Source organism: Mycobacterium sp. DBP42 (genome assembly GCF_005924235.1).
GTDB lineage: Bacteria > Actinomycetota > Actinomycetes > Mycobacteriales > Mycobacteriaceae > Mycobacterium > Mycobacterium syngnathidarum.
Map to the genome: position 1 here is coordinate 1 of NZ_VCMY01000042.1, position 19994 is coordinate 19994.

General features: G+C 67.4%; 26 protein-coding genes and 1 riboswitch. Of the genes, 9 read left to right on the plus strand and 17 right to left on the minus strand.

Going from position 1 to position 19994, the window contains the following annotated elements; translation table 11 throughout:
- From E0T84_RS26065 to E0T84_RS26080, 4 genes are all read right to left on the minus strand, one after another.
- On the minus strand, positions 1-547 hold a 547-nt coding region (locus tag E0T84_RS26065; RefSeq protein ID WP_138745915.1), incomplete at its 3' end, for a transglycosylase family protein.
- Between the two features lie 8 nt (positions 548-555).
- Positions 556-771, minus strand: a riboswitch (cyclic di-AMP (ydaO/yuaA leader).
- 216 nt (positions 772-987) lie between these two features.
- Positions 988-1251: a MoaD/ThiS family protein gene (locus tag E0T84_RS26070; RefSeq protein ID WP_138745916.1), complete on the minus strand. Its 264-nt coding sequence runs from the start codon at positions 1249-1251 to the stop codon at positions 988-990.
- A complete protein-coding gene (gene moaA / locus E0T84_RS26075) occupies positions 1252-2328 on the minus strand; it encodes a GTP 3',8-cyclase MoaA (protein WP_138745917.1) in 1077 nt (358 codons plus the stop codon).
- The gene (locus E0T84_RS26080; RefSeq protein ID WP_070184578.1) at positions 2325-2717 is read right to left on the minus strand and encodes a YccF domain-containing protein; all 393 of its coding nucleotides are present in this window, start codon (positions 2715-2717) and stop codon (positions 2325-2327) included. The genes moaA and E0T84_RS26080 overlap by 4 nt, the downstream gene beginning before the upstream one ends.
- Positions 2718-2879: 162 nt before the next feature.
- On the opposite strand from E0T84_RS26080, the gene E0T84_RS26085 reads away from it, so the two are divergent.
- Both E0T84_RS26085 and E0T84_RS26090 read left to right on the plus strand, forming a co-directional pair.
- A complete protein-coding gene (locus E0T84_RS26085; protein ID WP_003884584.1) occupies positions 2880-3290 on the plus strand; it encodes a cold-shock protein in 411 nt (136 codons plus the stop codon).
- 25 nt (positions 3291-3315) lie between these two features.
- Positions 3316-4332, plus strand: coding sequence for a glutathione S-transferase family protein (locus E0T84_RS26090; RefSeq protein ID WP_070184577.1), 1017 nt, complete (start codon positions 3316-3318; stop codon positions 4330-4332).
- Here E0T84_RS26090 and E0T84_RS26095 read toward each other — a convergent pair.
- Complete coding sequence (locus tag E0T84_RS26095; protein WP_138745918.1) at positions 4329-4841, minus strand: DUF2771 domain-containing protein; 513 nt, start codon at positions 4839-4841, stop codon at positions 4329-4331. The two genes, E0T84_RS26090 and E0T84_RS26095, sit on opposite strands and share 4 nt — an antisense overlap.
- Complete coding sequence (locus tag E0T84_RS26100; RefSeq protein WP_249383753.1) at positions 4838-6451, minus strand: MFS transporter; 1614 nt, start codon at positions 6449-6451, stop codon at positions 4838-4840. Before E0T84_RS26100 ends, E0T84_RS26095 begins: the two co-directional genes overlap by 4 nt.
- A gap of 141 nt (positions 6452-6592) precedes the next feature.
- On the opposite strand from E0T84_RS26100, the gene E0T84_RS26105 reads away from it, so the two are divergent.
- Positions 6593-7387, plus strand: coding sequence for a DUF3027 domain-containing protein (locus E0T84_RS26105; RefSeq protein WP_171055182.1), 795 nt, complete (start codon positions 6593-6595; stop codon positions 7385-7387).
- A 3-nt stretch (positions 7388-7390) separates the two neighbouring features.
- On the opposite strand, the gene E0T84_RS26110 is transcribed toward E0T84_RS26105, so the two are convergent.
- Both E0T84_RS26110 and E0T84_RS26115 read right to left on the minus strand, forming a co-directional pair.
- Entirely contained in the window at positions 7391-7843 is a 453-nt protein-coding gene (locus tag E0T84_RS26110) for an SRPBCC family protein (RefSeq protein WP_070184574.1), read from the minus strand.
- 9 nt (positions 7844-7852) lie between these two features.
- Positions 7853-8116, minus strand: coding sequence for a DUF2530 domain-containing protein (locus E0T84_RS26115; RefSeq protein WP_138745919.1), 264 nt, complete (start codon positions 8114-8116; stop codon positions 7853-7855).
- An 85-nt stretch (positions 8117-8201) separates the two neighbouring features.
- Between E0T84_RS26115 and E0T84_RS26120 the strand changes: the two genes are divergently transcribed.
- The 3 genes from E0T84_RS26120 to E0T84_RS26130 are packed head-to-tail and all read left to right on the plus strand — an operon-like array spanning position 8202 to position 9747.
- Positions 8202-8633 (plus strand): MarR family winged helix-turn-helix transcriptional regulator, encoded by a 432-nt coding sequence (locus E0T84_RS26120; RefSeq protein ID WP_138745920.1) that lies wholly within the window; start codon positions 8202-8204, stop codon positions 8631-8633.
- Positions 8630-9451 (plus strand): RNA methyltransferase, encoded by an 822-nt coding sequence (locus E0T84_RS26125; RefSeq protein ID WP_138745921.1) that lies wholly within the window; start codon positions 8630-8632, stop codon positions 9449-9451. Before E0T84_RS26120 ends, E0T84_RS26125 begins: the two co-directional genes overlap by 4 nt.
- A gap of 20 nt (positions 9452-9471) precedes the next feature.
- Entirely contained in the window at positions 9472-9747 is a 276-nt protein-coding gene (locus tag E0T84_RS26130; RefSeq protein ID WP_070944754.1) for a DUF2537 domain-containing protein, read from the plus strand.
- 4 nt (positions 9748-9751) lie between these two features.
- Here E0T84_RS26130 and E0T84_RS26135 read toward each other — a convergent pair whose 3' ends face one another.
- Positions 9752-9940 (minus strand): hypothetical protein, encoded by a 189-nt coding sequence (locus E0T84_RS26135; protein WP_138745922.1) that lies wholly within the window; start codon positions 9938-9940, stop codon positions 9752-9754.
- Here E0T84_RS26135 and E0T84_RS26140 point away from each other — a divergent pair.
- A complete protein-coding gene (locus E0T84_RS26140) occupies positions 9933-10868 on the plus strand; it encodes a type IV toxin-antitoxin system AbiEi family antitoxin domain-containing protein (RefSeq protein WP_138745923.1) in 936 nt (311 codons plus the stop codon). The genes E0T84_RS26135 and E0T84_RS26140 overlap by 8 nt on opposite strands.
- Before the next feature lie 75 nt (positions 10869-10943).
- Here E0T84_RS26140 and sepH read toward each other — a convergent pair whose 3' ends face one another.
- The 3 genes from sepH to E0T84_RS32600 all read right to left on the minus strand — a co-directional run bounded on the left by sepH (position 10944) and on the right by E0T84_RS32600 (position 13111).
- On the minus strand, positions 10944-11762 hold the full coding sequence (gene sepH / locus E0T84_RS26145; protein WP_138745924.1) for a septation protein SepH: 819 nt from the start codon (positions 11760-11762) through the stop codon (positions 10944-10946).
- Positions 11763-11842: 80 nt separating this feature from the next.
- Entirely contained in the window at positions 11843-12949 is a 1107-nt protein-coding gene (gene serC / locus E0T84_RS26150; RefSeq protein WP_138745925.1) for a phosphoserine transaminase, read from the minus strand.
- Between the two features lie 30 nt (positions 12950-12979).
- On the minus strand, positions 12980-13111 hold the full coding sequence (locus E0T84_RS32600; RefSeq protein WP_256366558.1) for a hypothetical protein: 132 nt from the start codon (positions 13109-13111) through the stop codon (positions 12980-12982).
- A 178-nt stretch (positions 13112-13289) separates the two neighbouring features.
- On the opposite strand from E0T84_RS32600, the gene E0T84_RS26155 reads away from it, so the two are divergent.
- Together E0T84_RS26155 and E0T84_RS26160 are read left to right on the plus strand one after the other, a co-directional pair.
- Positions 13290-14306 (plus strand): diiron oxygenase, encoded by a 1017-nt coding sequence (locus E0T84_RS26155; protein ID WP_070184566.1) that lies wholly within the window; start codon positions 13290-13292, stop codon positions 14304-14306.
- A gap of 30 nt (positions 14307-14336) precedes the next feature.
- Positions 14337-15995 (plus strand): FAD-dependent oxidoreductase, encoded by a 1659-nt coding sequence (locus tag E0T84_RS26160; RefSeq protein ID WP_138745926.1) that lies wholly within the window; start codon positions 14337-14339, stop codon positions 15993-15995.
- On the opposite strand, the gene E0T84_RS26165 is transcribed toward E0T84_RS26160, so the two are convergent.
- The 5 genes from E0T84_RS26165 to E0T84_RS26185 are packed head-to-tail and all read right to left on the minus strand — an operon-like array spanning position 15992 to position 19888.
- Positions 15992-16552, minus strand: a complete 561-nt coding sequence (locus E0T84_RS26165) for an AAA family ATPase (protein WP_138745927.1) — start codon at positions 16550-16552, stop codon at positions 15992-15994. The genes E0T84_RS26160 and E0T84_RS26165 overlap by 4 nt on opposite strands.
- On the minus strand, positions 16539-17285 hold the full coding sequence (locus E0T84_RS26170; protein ID WP_171055183.1) for an energy-coupling factor transporter transmembrane protein EcfT: 747 nt from the start codon (positions 17283-17285) through the stop codon (positions 16539-16541). The genes E0T84_RS26165 and E0T84_RS26170 overlap by 14 nt, the downstream gene beginning before the upstream one ends.
- Entirely contained in the window at positions 17282-18766 is a 1485-nt protein-coding gene (locus E0T84_RS26175; RefSeq protein ID WP_070184562.1) for an ABC transporter ATP-binding protein, read from the minus strand. Before E0T84_RS26175 ends, E0T84_RS26170 begins: the two co-directional genes overlap by 4 nt.
- Positions 18763-19380, minus strand: coding sequence for an ECF transporter S component (locus E0T84_RS26180; protein WP_070184561.1), 618 nt, complete (start codon positions 19378-19380; stop codon positions 18763-18765). The genes E0T84_RS26175 and E0T84_RS26180 overlap by 4 nt, the downstream gene beginning before the upstream one ends.
- A gap of 55 nt (positions 19381-19435) precedes the next feature.
- Positions 19436-19888 (minus strand): VOC family protein, encoded by a 453-nt coding sequence (locus E0T84_RS26185; RefSeq protein WP_070184560.1) that lies wholly within the window; start codon positions 19886-19888, stop codon positions 19436-19438.
- Positions 19889-19994 lie beyond the last annotated feature (106 nt).

The window sequence follows — 19994 nt, forward strand, 5'->3', positions numbered from 1 at the left end:
CCTCAGGGGCCGGCGGCAGGTTCTCGGGGGCCGGCGGCAAGTTTTCTGGAGCCGGCGGGGCGTCGGCCGGCAGCGGTGCGTCGAGCGGCGCGGCGTCGGGGGGCGGCGGCAGTTCACCGTTGACCGCAGGCACGTCCAGCGGAGCAGGAGCGGGCTCGGCGACGACGTTGCGCGGGCTGGCGCCCGAGAGGCCGCGACCGCAGGTGGGCCAAGCGCCCTTGCCCTGGCTGGCCAGAACGCGCTCGGCGACGGCGATCTGCTCTTCCTTGGTGGCCATGAAGGCGGTGGGCGCGTACTCGCCGCCGCCGTGGGAGGCCCACGTGCTCGGGGAGAACTGCAGACCGCCGTGGTAGCCGTTGCCTGTGTTGATCGCCCAGTTGCCACCGGACTCGCAGCGGGCTACCTGGTCCCACTCGCCGTCAGTGGCAGCCATGGCCTGACCGGCCATGGCGAGGCCGCTTCCACCGAGCACAGCGCCGGTAAAGGCGATCTTGGCGACATTCTTTGCTGAAGATGAGGAAGCAGGCTTGCGATGCCGTCCACTCATAAGCGTGAAGGTCCTCTCGTATGCGCCCACGAGGTCAGCTGTCGGGTTCGGGTGGGAGAGGTCACCCGGCCGGCGTCGTCGAAACGGCGACGGCTTCACCCCAAGGGGCCGCAAGCGGCTCCTGGTCCTGAGATAAATCGGTGGACCGGTTGGGTCCCCCGCCTCCATCCTTGTTGTTCGTCGTTAACCCCTGCCCGATGGATGGAGCTCGGCGCTACCGGTTGGGGTAGGTCAACTGATTAGGGTCGGTTGACTTGGGAATGAACGGTAACGGCTTCCCGCTATCCCGTCACTTTTGGCGGCCTCGGGCGTTTTGGCTCTGAGCAAACTCTAAAAGTTGTTTAAAGGTGCAGGTTATTTCGGCGTTCTCGCAGGTGGGCGAAGGGCTCCACCGCGCTGTAGCCAGCTCGTGACCATTTCGTTATGTGATGCAAATCACGTTAGCCGCCGGCGAAGGGCGGTAACACATCGACGGTCTCCGACGTTGAAAGCGGCTTGTCCATATCGCGGACCGCCACCCCGTCCAACAGGTATGAGCAGCGCTTTAGTACCCGGGCGAGTTCCGCGTCGCGACCGCTGAGCTGATCCACGAGCGTCGCGACGGTGGAATCCTTTGCCAAATCTAACGTTTCCGTATCAACTCCGGCTGCGGCTGCCACAGCGGCGAAATAACGGACCGTTACGGCCGTGGTGGGCTCTGTCATCTACCCGCCGATCGCACTCATCGGCCGGACCGGCTGCACGAAATCGGGGTCATTGATGCCGTGCCCCGCGGGCTTGGCCCACATCGCCGTACGCCAGGCCGCCTCGATGGCGTCGTCATCGGCGTCCCCGCGCAACAGCGCGCGCAGGTCGCTCTCCTCCGTGGAGAACAGGCAACTGCGGATCTGGCCGTCGGCGGTCAGCCTGGTGCGGTCACAGGCCCCACAGAATGCGTGCGACACCGAGGCGATCACGCCGACAGCGCCTGCGGGGTGATCGGCGCTCTCGGCGACCTGCCACAGCTCGGCCGGCGCGGAACCGCGCGGCGACGGATCGGGCCGCAGGTCGAAGTGGCGACGCAACGTGGTCAGGATGGCCTCGGCGTCGATCACGGTGCCGCGCTGCCAGGTGTGCCCGGCGTCGAGCGGCATCTGCTCGATGATCCGCAGCTGGTATCCGTGATCCAGGCAGTAGGCCAGTAAGCCCACCGCGTCGTCGAGGCCCGAAACCGGGTCGAGTACCGCGTTGACCTTCACCGGCTCCAGGCCGGCCGCTTTGGCGGCCGCCAGACCGTCGAGCACGTCGCCCAGCCGGTCCCGGCGGGTGATCCGGGCGAAGTGGGCGGCGTCGACGCTGTCCAGTGACACGTTGATCCGGTTCAGCCCGGCTTGTTTGAGCCCTGCCGCGCGCCGCGCCAAACCGATGCCGTTGGTGGTCAGGGTGATCTCCGGCCGCGGCTGCAATGCTGCAGCGGCGGACACCACATCCTCCAGATGGCGGGTGACCAACGGTTCGCCGCCGGTGAACCGCACGCTGGTGATGCCGAGCCGGGTGACGGCGATGCCCAACAACCGGCTCAGTTCCTCGGCGCTGAGCAGCGCCTCGCCGGGCAGCCAGTCCAGGCCTTCAGCGGGCATGCAGTACGTGCACCGCAGATTGCACTTGTCGGTCAGGGAGACCCGCAGGTCGGTGGCGATCCGGCCGTAGGTGTCCACCAGCGGGCCGGTGGTGGGGGCCGGAGCATGCGGCGCGCCACCCGACCTGTTGACGGCGGGCAGCCCGAGCGGGGTCAGCGTCATACCGCGGCCTTGAGTGAGTCGACCGGGACGATCTCCTTGCCCAGCGGCACCAGCGAGACCGGGATCATCTTGAGGTCGGCGAGCGCCAATGGGATTCCGATGATGGTGACGGCCATGGCCGCCGCGCTGACCAGGTGGCCGATGGCCAACCAGATGCCGAACAACAGCACCCAGATGACGTTGCCGATCAGGGCGCCGGGCCTGGCGCCGGGCTTCTCCACGATCGTGCGGCCAAAGGGCCACAGGGCGTAGGAGGCGATGCGCAGCGAGGCGAACCCGAACGGGATCGTGATGATCAGGACGAAGCAGATGAGCGCGGCCAGCAGGTATCCCAACGCCAGCCACAGGCCGCCGAAGACCAACCAGATGATGTTCAGAATCACTCGCATTACCGGCGTATCTCTCTTCCAGAGGTGGTTTCCAGCCTACCGAGTAATAGGGGTGAAGCACCGAGGGAGGGCCGAGTAAGATCGCTCCATCGCGTCCCGGCGCTGACGGGACGCGAGCTTTATGTGTGTAGGCAGTTCTGACAAGACGAGCGGGTGAGTGCAGTGCCGACCGGCAAGGTGAAGTGGTACGACGCCGAAAAGGGCTTCGGCTTTGTGTCCCAAGAGGACGGTGAGGACGTCTATGTGCGGTCCTCGGCGTTGCCCGCGGGTGTCGAAGGCCTCAAGGCCGGTCAACGCGTGGAATTCGGCGTGGCTGCCGGTCGTCGTGGCCCGCAGGCGTTGAGCCTCAAGCTCATCGACCCGCCCCCGAGCTTGAGCCGGGCCCGGCGCGAGGCCGAGCGTCCCGAGCACAAGCACACGCCCGACGAGTTGCACGGCATGGTTTCGGACATGATCACGCTGCTCGAGGACATCGTCCAGCCCGAGCTGCGCAAGGGCCGCTACCCCGACCGCAAGGTCGCGCGCCGGGTGTCCGAGGTGGTCAAGGCTGTGGCGCAGGAGCTCGACGCCTGACGCTGTCTGCGGGCATGCTGGGGATATGGCCCAGGGCTCGTACGTCGCAACCGGCAGCGGTGAGTTCAACCGCGATACCAACTACATCACCACCAGGATCACGGCCGATGGCCGTGACGGCTTTCCCGTCGAACCGGGCCGGTACCGGCTGATCGTCGCGCGGGCCTGCCCCTGGGCCAACCGCACGATCATCGTCCGGCGCCTGCTGGGCCTGGAAGATGTTCTGTCCATTGGCTTTTGCGGGCCTACGCACGATGCGCGCAGTTGGACCTTCGACCTCGACCCCGGCGGTCTCGATCCGGTGCTCAAGATCCCGCGGTTGCAGGACGCGTACTTCAAGCGTGACCCCGAGTATCCGAAGGGCATCACCGTGCCCGCGATCGTCGAGATCGACACGGGTGCGGTGGTCACCAACGATTTCGCCCAGATGACGCTGGACTTTTCCACCGAGTGGACGGCCTATCACCGCGAGGGTGCCCCGCAGCTGTATCCCGAGCCGCCGCGTGCCGAGATCGACGAGGTGGCCAAGCGCATCTACACCGAGATCAACAACGGGGTGTACCGGTGTGGTTTCGCCGGCTCACAGCAGGCCTACGATGCGGCCTACGACCGGTTGTTCGCCGCGTTGGACTGGCTGACCGACCGGCTGAGCACTCAGCGATTTCTGGTGGGCGACACCATCACCGAGGCCGACGTGCGGCTGTTCACCACACTGGCCCGGTTCGACCCGGTCTATCACGGGCATTTCAAGTGCAACCGGTCCAAGCTCGCCGAGATGGACGTGCTGTGGGCGTACGCGCGGGATCTGTTCCAGACGCCGGGATTCGGTGACACCATCGATTTCGTCCAGATCAAACAGCACTACTACCTCGTGCATTCGGACATCAATCCGACGCAGATCGTGCCCAAGGGTCCGGATCTGGCCAACTGGCTCACGCCGCATGGTCGGGAATCATTGGGCGGCAGGCCTTTCGGCGACGGCACCCCGCCGGGGCCGACGCCCGAGGGCGAGCGCGTACCGTCCGGACACTCAGCCGGTTAGCGCGGGTCCGCGTGCTCGCGGTCCGGCCATATCGTGCTGACCGACCACTCGGCGTGCGGCAGCGCGAACTCCTCGCCGTTTTGATCCTGGACCAGGGTCAGCAGCTGGACCGCCAGCCCGGTCAGCCGGCCCCGGTTGGGGTCGACCGTGGGGATGGTGACGGCCAGCGTGGTCTTGGGTGCGTAGTACGTGACGGTTGTGTCGATCGGATTCTCGTAGACCCGCAGCAGGCGCCACGGCGCCCGGGCGACCGCGCTGGGCACGGAGAGCTGCACCGGGCTGTCCTCGGTGACCCGCAGCTCACCCGTGTCGCGCGGTTCCTGGCAGTCATCGAGGTTGAGCACCTCGCAGTACTGGAACGGTTCGACTCGCACCGAGTGCCCGTGCGAGTACGCACTGATCTGCGGCAGCCGGTCGCCGTGTGAACTGTGCAGGCGCCAGACCCCGACCGCGGTGCCGGCGATCGCCAGCACGACCACGGCCGCCAGGACCGCCAGAGCACGCTTCATCGGGACTCCCACTGTGCTGTCGTCGGGGCGGCGGAGCGACGGCTGCCGCCTTCTCGTGCGGCATGGACCGGGCGGTTGCCGCCCAGGCCGGGAATCAGTGATTCGCCGCGGTAGCTCACGATCGTCTGCGCCAGGCCCAATATCAGCACGGCCGTGATCGTAGTGAACCCGACTGTGAGGTCTGTGTAGATCAGCACCCCGGTGGCGCCGCCGGCCACCCAGGCCAGCTGCAGCACCGATTCGGACCGGCCGAACGCCGAGGCCCGTGAGGCTTCGGGCAGATCGTCCTGCAGGGACGCGTCCAGCGAGGCCTTGGCGATGGCGCTGGCGGCCGAGGTGACGAGCGTAGCCCCGGCAGCCACCAGAAGATTTCCGGTCAGTGCGGTGGCCAGGGCGACGACGGTGACCGCCCCGGCGGCCCGTACCACCAGCTGGGCGGGGTGGCCGAGTTTGAGCCGGGCCGCGGTGATGTTGCCGCCGAAGTTTCCGATGCCGGCCGCGGCGCCGATCAGCCCGAGGATCAGCAGCTGTTCCCAACCGCTGGCATCGTGGGACTTGGCGACGAATGCGGGGTAGAGGAACAGGAACCCGACCATCACCTTGATGGTGCAGTTGCCCCACAACGCGGTGATGGTGTTGCGGCCCAACGGCTGACGTTCGGCCTTGGGTTTGTCGGGGTGCCGACGCAGCTCGTCGGCCCGGCCCGCCGATTGACCGTGGTAGCTGAGCGTGGTGGGCACCTCACCCTCGGTCACCTCGACCCATTTCGGGATCCGCATGGACAGCACGGCGCCGGCGACGCTGACCGCGACCACCATGTACAGCGCCCCGGGCAGTTGCGCCATGTTGAACAGGTACTCGGCGCCGGCGGCGATGGCGCCGCCCACGACGGTGCCACCGAGTAGTCCGAAGGTGGTCAACCGGGAGTTCACCCGGACCAGGTCGATCGACGGGGGCAACACGCGCGGGGTGACCGCGCTGCGCAGCACGGAGAAGGATTTGGACAGCACCATCATTCCGAGCGCGCATGGATAGAGCACCCAGGACGGATAGCTTCCGGTGGCGCCGTCGTAATTGGCGATCAGCACCACGATCAGCACGGTGCGCAACGCGAAGGACGCGGCCAGCGCCACTCGGCGGCCGTGCTGCAGGCGGTCGAGTGCGGGCCCGATCAGTGGGGCGATCACCGCGAACGGTGCGATGGTGATCAGCAGGTACAGCGCCACCTTGCCCTTGGACTCGCCGCTGGCCGCGGCGAAGAACAGCGTGTTGGCCAGGGCCACGGCCATGGCCGCGTCGACGGCGAAGTTCGCCACGACCGGCCAGGTCAGTGCCGTCAGCCCCGACTTGTCGGCGCCGTCGGCGGTTGCCGCACGGTGTACGAAACCGTACATGCGCGAACCCATTTCGCGACTGCGCGCCGCTGCTGCCCGGGTGACTGTGACCCTCTCGCCGGCCGCTGACCCGACACCCCGGCGCGGCGGTGTGTCGTCGGGCGCGGAATGCGCGGCGGTGTGTTGCTCATCGAGTGGCGGCAGCCAGCGGTTGGAGCTGGGCACTGATTGCCTGCGTGGCCGGCGCGGCGTCTCATCGCTGGGGTAGTTCGCCATTCCGGGATGTTCCGCACCGTGATCGGCTGGGGGCCGCGGCGGGTAGTAGGTCACCCCTCGATTCTCTCTTATCCGGCGTGCAGGTGGCCGACAGGCGACCGGTGTGGCCCGCGGTCGCCCCGATCAGGCACTATGGAGGCGATGGAAAGCGTGACCGAACCAGCCGAGCAGGCCTACGAATCCGACCGGGAAACCGGCCCGGCGGCACCGTCGCCGGAACAGGAGGCGTTGCTCTCGGGTGCCGCCGAGCAGGCTCGAGCGGCGCTGATCGAGTTCAGCGGCGAGGGCGCCGTCGGTGAGTACCTCGGTGTGAGCATCGAAGATGCCGCCTCGGCCACGCACCGATTCCTGGCTGACCTGCCTGGTTACCGCGGGTGGCAGTGGGCTGTCGTGGTGGCGGCCTATCCGGGCGCCGATCACGCGACGATCAGCGAGTTGGTGCTGATTCCGGGCCCGACGGCGCTGCTGGCTCCGCAGTGGGTGCCGTGGCATGACCGGGTCCGTCCCGGCGATCTGGGGCCCGGCGACCTACTGGCTCCGCCACCGAACGATCCCCGTTTGGTTCCCGGATACGTGGCCACCGGGGATCCGCTGATCGACGACGCTCCGCTCGAGCTCGGCCTCGGCCGGCGCCAGGTGCTCAGTGCGTGGGGCCGGGCGCAGGCGGCGCAGCGGTGGCACGACGGTGATCACGGGCCGGGTTCGGCGATGGCCCGCTCGACGCGCCGGGTCTGCCGCGACTGCGGGTTCTATCTGCCGCTCGGCGGTGCGCTGGGCGTGATGTTCGGCGTGTGTGCCAACGATCTGTCTGCTGACGGGCATGTGGTGGAGGCCGAATACGGCTGCGGGGCCCATTCGGACACCCCGCAACCGCCCGGCACCGGGTCACCGATGTACGAGCCGTACGACGACGGTGTCCTCGACACCGCCGAATAGGGCTCAGTTCTCGGCGGCGGCCTTGATCCGCGCCAGTGACGCATTCATCCCGTCGACCAGCTCATCCTCGAAGCTGGGGACTCCGCCGAACAACGCGCCGACCAGAGCGTTGGACACGGCCGTGGTGCCGTTCTCGGCGTGGCGGGATTCGGTCACCCGGGTGCCGGTGGCAGTCGGCTCCAGTTCGTAGCTCCAGATGGTGTTGTTGCCCTCCACCAGAAATGCGAGCTTCTTGTTGTCGACGACCTCGGTGATGCGTGAGGTGGTGGGCCAGAACATGAACTTGCGCCGGTTGAGGTTGAAGGTGCGGGTTCCCGGCCGCAGCGGGCCGAGGGGCCGCATGTACCGGCACTGCGGGCTCCACTGCGGCATCCGGCTCAAGTCCGAGACCAGCCCCCACACTTTGTCGACCGGTGCCTCGATGTCGATGGTGGCTTGCAGAAGTGGTGCGGCCATGGTGTCTCCTCAGGTCAATCCGCTTTGTGCGCCGCGGGATCCGCGACGCACGGCACGGCGCTGGATCAGAAAGATGGTCGTGCCGAGAACACCGATCGCCAGCCCGGCGAGCGTGAACGGCCGCCAGTGTTGCAGACCGCTGACGGTGAACGCCACGACGGTGGCGATCAACCAGCCGGCGGCGATCACCACGATCACCGGCCACGGCTCCAGCAGTGCACGCGGTAGGGCCGGTGGCTGGGGCTCCTGCGCGTCGTCGGTGTCGTCGGTCATCGGTGACCAACGTATCCGATGGCAGGGGGATTCATTGGTCCTGGTTTTAGCCCTTTACTGCGTCTGCCTCAGTACTATTTCCGATGTGAAGGATCCGGAGACGCTCCTGGCGAATGATCTGGCTCTGGCGGTAGTCCGTCTTGCGCGTCAATTACGTACGCGGCGTGCGGAATCCCCGGTTTCGCTGACCCAGTTCTCGGCGCTGGCCACCTTGGCCAAGGAGGGCGCGATGACGCCGGGTGCCTTGGCGGTGCGTGAGCGGGTGCGCCCTCCGTCGATGACCCGGGTGATCGCTTCACTGGCCGATCAGGGCCTCGTGGCGCGATCCGCCCATCCGGTCGACGGGCGCCAGGTCGTGGTGTCGGCGTCACCGGCCGGCGTGACCCTGGTCGAGGCCGAGCGCAAGGCCAGCCAGGAGTGGCTGATGGCGCAGCTGTCGCGGTTGGACCCTGCTGAACGTCAGACTCTGGTCACAGCGACCGATCTGATGTCGGCAATGGTTCTCGAAGGCGCGTGAGTCTGCTGCAGGTAATCGATATCGAGGACCCGGCCGATTCCCGGTTGGACGACTTCCGTGATCTCAACAGCGTGGACCGCCGGCCCGATCTGCCCAGCGGCAAGGGGCTGGTGATCGCCGAGGGGGTGCTGGTCGTACAGCGTTTGCTGGCCTCCCGGTTCGTCCCGCGCGCCCTGCTGGGCACCGATCGGCGCCTGACCGAGCTCGCGGCTGATCTCGACGGTGTGGATGTGCCCTTCTACCGGACGAGTGCTGAGGTGATGGCCGCCGCGGTCGGCTTCCACCTCAACCGTGGCGTGCTGGCGTCGGCCTCCCGGGCACCCGAGTTGTCGGTGGCCGAGGTGATTTCCGGTGCACGCACCGTGGCGGTGCTCGAAGGAGTCAACGACCACGAGAATCTGGGGTCGATCTTCCGTAATGCCGCCGGGCTCGCAGTCGATGCGGTCGTGTTCGGCGCGGGCTGCGCCGATCCGCTCTACCGGCGCGCGGTGCGGGTGTCGATGGGGCACGCCCTGCTGGTGCCGTTCGCCCGGGCTGCGTCCTGGCCCGGAGATTTGACATTGTTGCGCGACAAAGGGTTTCGGGTCATGGCGATGACGCCCGATCCGGCTGCCGCGACATTGTCGGAGGCGATGTCGCAGCTCGAAGGGGACCGGGTGGCGGTCCTGGTCGGCGCGGAAGGTCCCGGTCTGACCGAGCACACGATGCGGGCCAGCGATGTGCGGGTGCGCATTCCGATGTCGCGTGGCACCGATTCGCTCAACGTCGCCACCGCGGCGGCGCTCGCGTTCTACGAACGCGCCAGGCTCGGAAGCTGATGTCGCGTTAGATTGACTCCGTGACCGACGATTCCACGCCGTGGGGTACCGGCCTGACGGTGGCCGCGTTCGTGGCCGTGGTGCTCGGTGCGGCGATCGTGGTGCTCGGGGTCGGGTTGCTGCGTGTTCACCCGCTTCTGGCGATCGGGCTGAACATGGTGGCCGTCGGAGGTCTGGCCCCCACGGTGTGGGGTTGGCGGCACCGGCCGGTGTGGCGCTGGTTCGTCCTGGGTTCGGGCGTCGGGGTGGCGGGTGGCTGGTTGGCGCTGCTGGCGATCGGGCTGACCCAGGGCTGACCGCTCAGGCCACCAGTTCGGTCTTCAGACCCTGCTCACGTTGGTGGTCGGTGCACCACACTGCCGGCTTGTCAGTGCTGAGGATTGCGGTCACCAGGTAGCCGCGATCTTCAGCGCACGTAGTTATCCACAAGTACGCGGAACGGGTCTGGTCGGGGAGTCGCCGGTCGACGAGCATCGACGGCGTGGACATCGGGGACGTGCTTGGGCAGCAGTCGGGAGTTGTTTCGCGTCGGCAAGCCCTGGATGCGGGGATGCAGCAGCACGACATTCGACGGTTGCTCCGGCGTAATGAGTGGGCGCGGGTCCACGACGGCGTGTACGTCGATCACACCGGACCGTTGACGTGGCTGCAACGGGCCTGGGCCGCAGTGCTTTACGCGGCTCCAGCGGCGCTGTGCCTGGAATCGGCGTTGGCCGACGAGGGTGCGGTGATCCATATCGCAGTCTCCCGCGACCGGGGCGTGCTCGCCGAACCCCACGGAGTGCGCATCCACCATCAGGCCCACCTGCAGGAACGCGTGCTCTGGCACGTCGGTCCGCCACGGCTGCGTTTCGAGGAAGCCGCCCTTGACGTCGCATGCCAGGCCAAATCCGAGTTCGATGCCATCGCGGTGCTGGCCAACGCCTGCCAATCGCGGCGAACCACCGCACGACATCTACTACGAGCCCTCGACGCTCGTCGGCGGGTTCGCAGAAGACGCTGGCTGCGGGCGGTGATGGTCGACATTGCCGAGGGCACCTGCTCGGTTCTGGAGCACGGATACCTCAATCGCGTGGAACGGGCGCACGGGTGGCCACGGGCCGCTCGTCAGAAGCGGTCGACCTCATCGGTGGGGGTGAGCTACCGCGACGCTGAGTACGACCAACGGCTCGTGGTCGAACTCGATGGACTCTTGTTCCACAACACGGCTTCGGCGCGAAACGAGGATGTCGAGCGTGATCTCGATGCCGCGGTCGACGGCCGCTTCACCGTCCGACTGTCCTACCGTCAGGTTTTCGACCGACCGTGCCGGACCGCCGCGAAGATCGCCCAGGTGATGCGGCGCCACGGGATCAGGGTGAGTGGCCACGCCTGCGGTCCGGGCTGCGAGTTCACCGGCGTTGAGCTGGCGGCCTGACGTGGAGGGCTGTCAACGCTGAAGAGTGCGGCTACCTGATGGCCGCAAACTTCAGCACCGGCTCCTCGAGGACGATCAGGGCTGAGTGCCGGACGACCGCACGCCCAGCAGCACGTCCTCCCACGCGGGAACCGCCGGCCGCGCCCTGCGGCTGCGCTTGGGTGCCTGCGGGGCAGGGGCGGGCTCCGGTTCGGCCGGCCGGCTGAACTCGTCGGGCACGGCCGCGGCCGGGGTCTCCTGAACTTCGGGTGTTTCGTGATGGTCGAACAGGTGCGGTACCGCCGCGACGGGGCGCAACGGCCGACCGAAATCGGGGTTGATCAACTGGCGGGCGGCATCGTCTGACGCGGTGACGGTGCCACCGTGTGCTCCGGGGGAGTACCGGAAATGCGCAACGTTGTCGGACCGTCCGGCCTTCCAGGCCAGCTGCACGGTCCAGCGGCTGTCCTCGTTGCGCCAGGCGTCCCAGGCAGTGGAGTCCGGGTCGAGTCCGCGACCCACCAAGGCAGTGGTGACGGTCTCCAGCAGCGTCAGTACTGCAGGTCCGTCGGCCAGTACCGGATGTGCCGCGGTGGCCAGCTCGGCTGCCCGGGCGCGTTCCAGCAAGACCGGATGAGCGAACCGCTCGACCCGTTCGACAGGCACCCCGGCTGCTTCGGCCAACTGCTCCACCGATGCCCCGGCGCGAATCCTTGCCTGAATCTCCTTGGGTCGCAGCACGTTCTGCACCTCTGCATCGATATCGGTCTGATTCGAGGCGACCTTGTCACCGCGCATGGCGGCACGCAGCCGGTCATCGACACGCAAGCTGAACATGTCCTTGGCGGTGTCGTCGGATTCACAGATGATGCGTCTGCCGTCTACGTTCAAACCAACGACTCTGAGTTCTCGCATACCGACCAAACCTCCTGCGCGAACCCTACTGCGTTATCAGCCCGTGACCGGGCTGACACGCTGGCGGGAGTGCGACGGACTCAGAGCTTTCCGACGACCCAGTCGACGCAGCTGGTCAGCGCGCTCACGTCATCGGGGTCCACGGCCGGGAACATGCCGATTCGCAGCTGGTTACGGCCCAGTTTGCGGTAGGGCTCGGTGTCGACGATGCCGTTGGCCCGCAGCACCTTGGCGACCGCGGCGGCGTCCACCGAATCGTCGAAGTCGATGGTGCCGACCACGTGCGAGCGCAGTGCGGGATCGGTGACGAACGGGGTGGCGAACGACGTGCCCTCGGCCCACGAGTAGAGCCGCTCGGACGAATCTGCCGTGCGCTTGACGGCCCAGTCCAGGCCGCCGTTGCCGTTGAGCCAGTCGAGCTGCTCGGCCAGCAGGATCAGCGTCGCGATGGCCGGGGTGTTGTAGGTCTGGTTCTTGAGGCTGTTCTCCACCGCGATCGGCAACGACAGGAAGTCGGGCACCCAGCGGTCCGTTGCGGCGATCGACTCGATGCGGGCCAGGGCCGCGGGGCTGAGGATGGCCAGCCACAGGCCGCCGTCGCCGGCGAAGTTCTTCTGCGGCGCAAAGTAATACGCGTCGGCATCGGTGATGTTGACGGGCAGGCCGCCGGCGGCCGAGGTGGCGTCGATCAGCACGAGCGCATCGCCATCGGGCCGCTGCACCGGCACCGAGACGCCGGTCGAGGTCTCGTTGTGGGCCCACGCGACGGCGTCGACGGACGGGTCGGACTGCGGCTGAGGTGCGGTGCCCGGGTCGGTCTTGACGATGATCGGGTCGCCGATGAACGGATTCTTCGCCACGCACGAGGCGAACTTGGAGCTGAACTCGCCGTAGGTCAGGTGCAGCGAACGCTTGTCGATCAGGCCGAAGGCCGCGGCATCCCAGAACGCGGTCGAGCCGCCGTTGCCGAGGATCACCTCGTAGCCGTCGGGAACCGAGAACAGCTCACGCAGACCGTCGCGGACGCGGCCCACCAGGTTCTTGATCGGTGCCTGCCGATGGGAGGTGCCGAACAGGTCCCCGGCGGCGGCCAGCGCGGTCAGTTGCTCGGGGCGGACCTTGGAGGGGCCACATCCGAAACGGCCGTCGCGGGGCAGAAGGTCGGCAGGGATGATCAGTTCAGCCATGGGACCAGCCTAAAGTCGGCGGTTACCGCGTCAAAATTCGGGCGTGGCCGGGCGGTCGGTGGTGGCTGGGGCCGCTCGGTTTTCGGCGGCGATCCGGTGCCGATCGGCGGTGGTGTGGCCCGCAAAGGCCTCAATGGCAATCTTTTGCAGTGTGTCGGTCACCACAGCCCGGCCTGTGGACGCCACAACTACCTGGTCTTTTACCTTCGGGTTGGCCACCCCATGCCGCATGTCGGCAAACTCGTCGAATCAGGCATGGACATCTACTCGATACCTGCGGTACCGTTGTACAACAAGTGGGTAGATGTAAACCTCAGACGATTAGAGAGAGGTCTGCAACATGGCTCGGACCAAGATGGTCAGGCGTTGGCGCAAGAACATGGACGTCAGCGACGACACCCAGTACGTCGACATGCTCTCTACGCTGTCCGAGGGCTCGGTGCGGCGCAACTTCAACCCGTACAAGGACATCGACTGGGATTCGCCGGAGTTCGCGGTGATCCCGAACGATCCGCGCTGGATCCTGCCGGCGACCGACCCGATGGGTGGCCACCGCTGGTACCAGGCGCAGCCCGTTGAGCGGCAGATCGAGATCGGCATGTGGCGTCAGGCCAATGTCGCCAAGGTCGGCCTGCACTTCGAGAACATCCTGATCCGCGGCCTGATGGAGTACTCGTTCTGGGTGCCCAACGGCTCGCCGGAGTACCGGTACTGCCTGCACGAATCCGTCGAGGAGTGCAACCACACCCTGATGTTCCAGGAGATGGTGAACCGGATCGGCATGGACGTGCCGGGCATGCCGCGGCTGCTCAAGTGGCTGCAGCCGCTGATCCCGCTGGCCGCCGGCCCGCTGCCGATCCCGTTCTTCTTCGGTGTTCTCGCCGGCGAGGAACCCATCGATCACACGCAGAAGAACGTGCTGCGTGAGGGCAAGGCCCTGCACCCGATCATGGAACGGGTGATGGCGATCCACGTCGCCGAGGAGGCCCGCCACATCTCGTTCGCGCACCAGTACCTGCACAAGCGGGTGCCGAACCTGCGCCGCCGGCAGCGCTGGATCCTGTCGCTGTTCGTGCCGCTGACCATGCGCATCCTGTGCTCGGCGATCATCGTGCCGCCGCGCGCGTTCTGGAAGGAATTCGACATCCCGCGCTCGGTGCGCAAGGAGCTGTTCTTCCGTTCGCCCGAGTCTCGCAAGATGCTGCGGGATATGTTCGGCGATGTCCGGATGCTCTGCCACGACACCGGCCTGATGAACCCGATCGCCAAGCTCATGTGGCGGATCTGCAAGATCGACGGGGCGCCGAGCCGCTACCGTAGCGAGCCACAGCGCGAGCACCTGGTCTCAGTCGCCTAAAGCTCGTCCCGGAGGGTTCGAAGGTTTGTTATGCCCCATGTGATCACCCAGTCGTGTTGTAGCGACGGGTCCTGCGTCTACGCGTGTCCGGTGAACTGCATTCATCCGTCGCCGGATGAGCCGGGCTTCGCGACGGCAGAGATGCTCTACATCGATCCCGATGCCTGCGTGGACTGTGGCGCGTGCGTGAGCGGGTGCCCGGTCGGCGCGATCGCGGCCGATACCCGGCTGACCGACAAGCAGCTGCCGTTCATCGAGCTCAACGCCGCCTTCTACCCGAAGCGCGAAGGTAAGTTGCCGCCGACGTCCAAGCTGGCGCCGGTGATCGCGGCGCCGAAGGTGGATGCTCGTGGGGGCACGCCGCTGACCGTGGCGATCGTGGGCTCCGGTCCGGCCGCCATGTACGCGGCCGACGAGCTGCTGACGCAGCGGGGCGTGCGGGTCAATGTCTTCGAGAAGCTGCCGACGCCCTACGGGCTGGTGCGGGCGGGTGTCGCTCCGGACCACCAGAGCACCAAGCGGGTGACCCGGCTGTTCGACGTGATCGCCAAACATGCCGGGTTCAAGTTCTTCCTCAACGTCGAGGTGGGCAAGCACCTGTCACACGCCGACCTGTTGGAACACCATCACGCCGTGCTGTACGCGGTGGGTGCACCCAACGATCGCCGGCTTGCCATCGACGGCATGGACCTGCCGGGTACCGGAACGGCCACCGAGATGGTGGCCTGGATCAACGGGCATCCCGAGTTCACCGACCTGCCCGTGGATCTGAGTCATGAGCGGGTGGTCATCGTGGGCAACGGCAACGTCGCCTTCGACGTGGCCCGGATCCTCACCACCGATCCGGATACGTTGGCCCGCACCGACATTTCCGACCATGCTCTGGCGGCCCTGCGCACTTCGAAGGTCTCCGAGGTGGTGATCGCGGCCCGCCGCGGCCCCGCGGAGTCGGCTTTCACCTTGCCGGAACTGATCGGCTTGACCGCCAGCTGCGACGTCGTGCTCGATGAGGCCGACCATCAGTTGGTGGTGGCAGATCTGGCTCGCACCACCGACCCGCTGACCCGCAACAAGCTGGAGATTCTGGCCAAGCTGGGTCATGCGTCCGCGCCGTTGACCAAGCCGAGGATCCGGCTGGCCTACCGGCTCACCCCGCAGCGCGTGCTCGGCGAGGACCGGGTGACCGGAATCGAATTCGGTGTGACCGGAACCGATGATGTGCGCACGCTCGACGCAGGGCTGGTACTGACCTCGATCGGCTACCGCGGCAAGGCCATTGCCGACCTTCCGTTCGACGACGATGCCGCCGTGGTGCCCAACGACGCCGGACGTGTTCGTGACGCGGCAGGCGCCTACGTGGCCGGCTGGATCAAGCGCGGTCCCACCGGCTTCATCGGCACCAACAAGTCGTGTGCGGCGCAGACGGTGCGTCAGTTGGTCGACGATTTCAACGCCGGCGTGCTGACCGATCCGGTGCACAAGCAGTCCGCGTTGGAGAGGCTGGTGCGGACGCGCCAGCCCGCCATGGTCGACGCGGCCGGGTGGCAGGCGATCGATGCCGCCGAGATCGCCCGCGGTGGCGAGGATCGGCCGCGTGACAAGTTCACCTCGGTCGACGAGATGATCGCGGCCGCCGCGACGGCCCCGAAACCGACGATGCGGCAACGGGTTCTGGCAGGACTGCGCTAGCGCCGCCGGCCGGGCGCGGTGAACTCGAATCCGTCCGCGGCCGGTACAGCGATCAGGTCGGCACACGCCCTCGGCTGAAACCTGGCGATGAACTCGTCCTCCTGGGCTGCCCACCGGTCCCAGTGCGGCCGGTAGGTGTCTCCGTCGCGTTCCAATGCCCGACGCTTGCGCTCGGCATCGTCGGCGTCGACCCAGATACCCAGGTCCGCACACGCCCGGGCAGCCGGGGTGAGCGCGCCGATGCCCTCGACGATCAAGCGTTGCCCCGACTCGACCCGGTGCCAGCCGCTGGGTGCAGCCGTAGTCCAGTCCCATTGCCGCCAACGTCCGGTGTGCCCGGCCGCCCGCGGCTCGAGCAGTGATCGCTGCAAATGGTCTGCGGCCCAGAGCAGTCCGTCCCAGCCCGGGTAGATGTCGTCGAGCCGAACGACGACACTGCCGGCCCAGATGTCGTGCAGCTCGGCGGCCAGCGTCGACTTGCCGGACCCGGAACGGCCGTCGATCAGTACCGTTGTCGCGGCCGCGTCGAGGCGGCGCAGGATGTCATCGAGAGCCAATGAAGTTCCATGTCCCGCACACCACCGACACCGTGATCGCGGCGGCGGCGATGACGAATCCCGCAGCGATCAAAGCGAACTCGCGTGCTCCGAAGGGAGATGGGCGGGCCCACGTCCGGTCCGGGTAGGCGCCGAACCCGCGGGCTTCCATCGCGGTGGCCAGCTTCGATCCGCGGCGCACGGCGAACACCAGCAGGGCGAACGCCTGTCCCGCGATCCGCTGCACCCTGGCGTGGTCGGCCACGCCGCGGGCTCGGCGCGCGTAACCGAGGTACCGCCAGTCCTGTCCGAGCAGGCCCACCATTCGCAGGCCGGCCAGCGCACCGACAACGAATCGGGCAGGCAGATGCAGCACCTGCCCTAAACCGTCTGCCAACTCGGTCGATTCGACGTCGATGAACAGGATGACCGAGGGCAGGGCGATCGCCAGGACGCGGAGAAACGTGGCCAGGGCGAGCGTGATGGACCCGTCGCTGATCGTGACGAGGAAGAAGTGCCAGTACACCGTGCCGCTGGTCTGCCCGTAGAGCAGGATGGTGACGGCGGTGAGCGCGGCTGCGATGAGGACCACGGCGGCACGGGTCAGCGCCGCGCGCAGCTTGACGCCGATGACGGCGAACAGCACGAGCTCACCGATCAGCGCGGTCAGCGCCGAAAGCCAGTCCACCGAAAACACCAGGGCCCCCGCGATGATCAGGGCGGTGAGCAGTCGGGCGACGGGGTTGATGATCACAGCGTCGTCCCCGCGGTGGGGTCCCACTCCGGCAGCTCGATCCGGGCGTCGGCGAGTAGGGTGGCGAAGTCGAGATCGTGGGTGGCCGCGACGACGGCCGTTCCGGCATCGGCGATCTCGGCCAGTAGGCGGGTCAGTTCTTCCCAGGTGCGCCGGTCCTGCCCGAAGGTGGGTTCGTCGAGGATGATCACCTTGGGTGCGGTGGCCAGCATCGTGGCGACCGACAGGCGGCGCTTCTCTCCGCCGGACAACGTGTAGGGGTTCACCTCGGCGAGGTGGCCGAGGCGCAGGCGCTCCAGGAGTTCGTCGGTGCGCGCGGTGGTTTCGGTGTGGCCCAGCTTGATCGCTTTGGGGCCCAACGTGAGTTCATCGCGCACCGTGCCGGTGAGGAACTGGTGCTCGGGGTCTTGGAACACGCTGCCGATCCGGGTGAGCAGTTCCTTGGACCTCCACTTGATGGGTTGGCGGCGCGAGGGGGACGGTGCGAAGCCGGCGTGCGCCTCGAGCCGGCCGGCCGGCACCGGCAAGAGCCCGCCGATGGTCAGCGCCAGCGTCGACTTGCCTGCGCCGTTCGGGCCGGTGATCACCGTGATCTGCCCGGTCGAGATCTCGAAGTCCAGGTCGACGTGCATGGGCGGATCACCGGGGTGGGCCAACGCCAGACCCGCTGCCTGCAGTAATGATTCGGATGCAGGAAACCGGTGGCGGTCGATCTCGGGCAGCGGGGTGTCGGGTACCCAGACACCGGATCGAACCAGGTAGTGGTGGTTGCGCCGGATGGTCTGTTCCGGGGTGCCGTCGGCGATCACCTCGCCGTCGGTGCCGAGCACGATCACCCGGTCGATCACCGGCAGCCACATCTCGGTGCGGTGCTCGATGACGATCAGTGTCGCGCCGGTGCGGGCTGCGCATTCCGCGACGGCGTCCCGTACCTCGATGACACCCGCGGGGTCGAGGTTGGCCGTCGGTTCGTCGAGCAGGATCAGGCCGGGGTTCATGGCGATCACCCCGGCCAGGGCGAGGCGCTGTTTCTGTCCGCCGGACAGCGTTGAAGTGGATTGGGAGAAGCCGAGATTCAGCCCGACCGCGTCCAGCGCGGTGTGCACGCGGGGCCAGATCTGCTCGCGTTGAACGCCGAAGTTCTCCATGCCGAAGGCGACGTCGTCACCGACCCGGGACAGGATCACCTGGGAGTCGGGATCCTGCAACACCATTCCGATCCGGTGGCGTTGTTCGCTCGGCGGCCGACCGTCGACCAAGAGGCTACCGGCCTGCCGCCCTTCGTCGGCCCCGCCGAGCAGCCCGGCGATGCCGTGCAGCAGAGTCGATTTCCCCGCTCCGGACGGTCCGAGCAACAGCACACGTTCGCCGGGTTCGAGCGCGAGCTCGAGGTCGCGCACGGCCCAGGCGGTGCGTCCGGCGTGGCTCCAACCCCAACTGTGCGCCGTGACGGTGGCACCGGAGCCGTGCGGTGAGCTCATCGAGCGGCGGGGCCGATCCGGCCCGACGCGAACCGGCCCAGCGCTCCGGTCTTCGCCAGACCTCTGACCGCGAACCACGAGAGCAGTCCGGCGACGAGGGCGCCGGAGACGATGGCCGAGACGGTGTAGATCGCGGCGAAGGCGTTCGCCGAGCCGGGATACCACAGGATGAGGTCGTTGATGGCCAGCGCCAATCCGGCGACAGCCCCGGCGAGCAGTGCGACGGGCAGCCCCCAACGGCGGTACAGGAACGCCGCGAAGACCAGTTCCGCGCCGATGCCCTGCACCAGTCCCGATTCAAGGGTGAGCACGCCCCACTGGTTGCCGACCAGTGCCGACACCGTGGCGGCGACGAGCTCGCCGTACAGGGCAGCTCCCGGCTTGCGGATCACGAGCGCGGTGAGCACCCCGGCGAACAACCAGCCTCCGGCCAGCAGCGCCTGCAGGCCCGGAAGCGCTGCTGTCAGCGGTGCGCTGATCGGGTTGGAGGCGATGTTCCACACCACGAACACCAGCCCGGCTGCCGTTGCGAGGACGCTGGCGACGACGATGTCGACGACTCGCCAGTTCAGCGCGCGGGCAGCCGGCGTGGTGTCGGCGGGCTGAGTGCTCATCGGTCTCCTTCGTGGCATATCGCGAGGAGACCAGTATGAACGCGTGGCGGGCGGGTTACTGCCCCGACTGCATGGCCTGGGCGATCTCCTCGGGACTGACCTCGCGGACCGGCTGCCCCAGTGACCACTGGTGGCCGAAAGGATCGCGCACCATGCCGTAGCGGTCGCCCCAGAACTGGTCTTCCAGCGGCATGACGACCTCTGCGCCGGCGTCGACCGCCTGGGCGAACTTGGCCTCGACATCGGTCACGGTGAGGTGGATTGTCACCGGGGTGCCGCCCAGGGCCTTGGGTGTGGACGGCTTGCCGTCGTTGTACTCGGGAAAGTCGTCGTTGAGCATGACCGTGGACCCGTTGATGGTGAGCGCCGCGTGGACCAGCTTGCCTTCGGGCCCGGGCACCCGGCCCAGCTCGGTGGCGCCGAATGCCTTGACGTAGAAGTCGATTGCTGCGGCGGCGTCGTCGACAACCAGATGCGGCAAGACTGCGGGTGTTACTTCGATCGCCATGATCTTCTCCTGGGTTGGTGAGTGGACTCAATGCAGACCCGCGCGGCGGGCGGATCTCATCGCCAGACACGTCCCATGCAACCACCCGGGTCTGACATGTGCACTG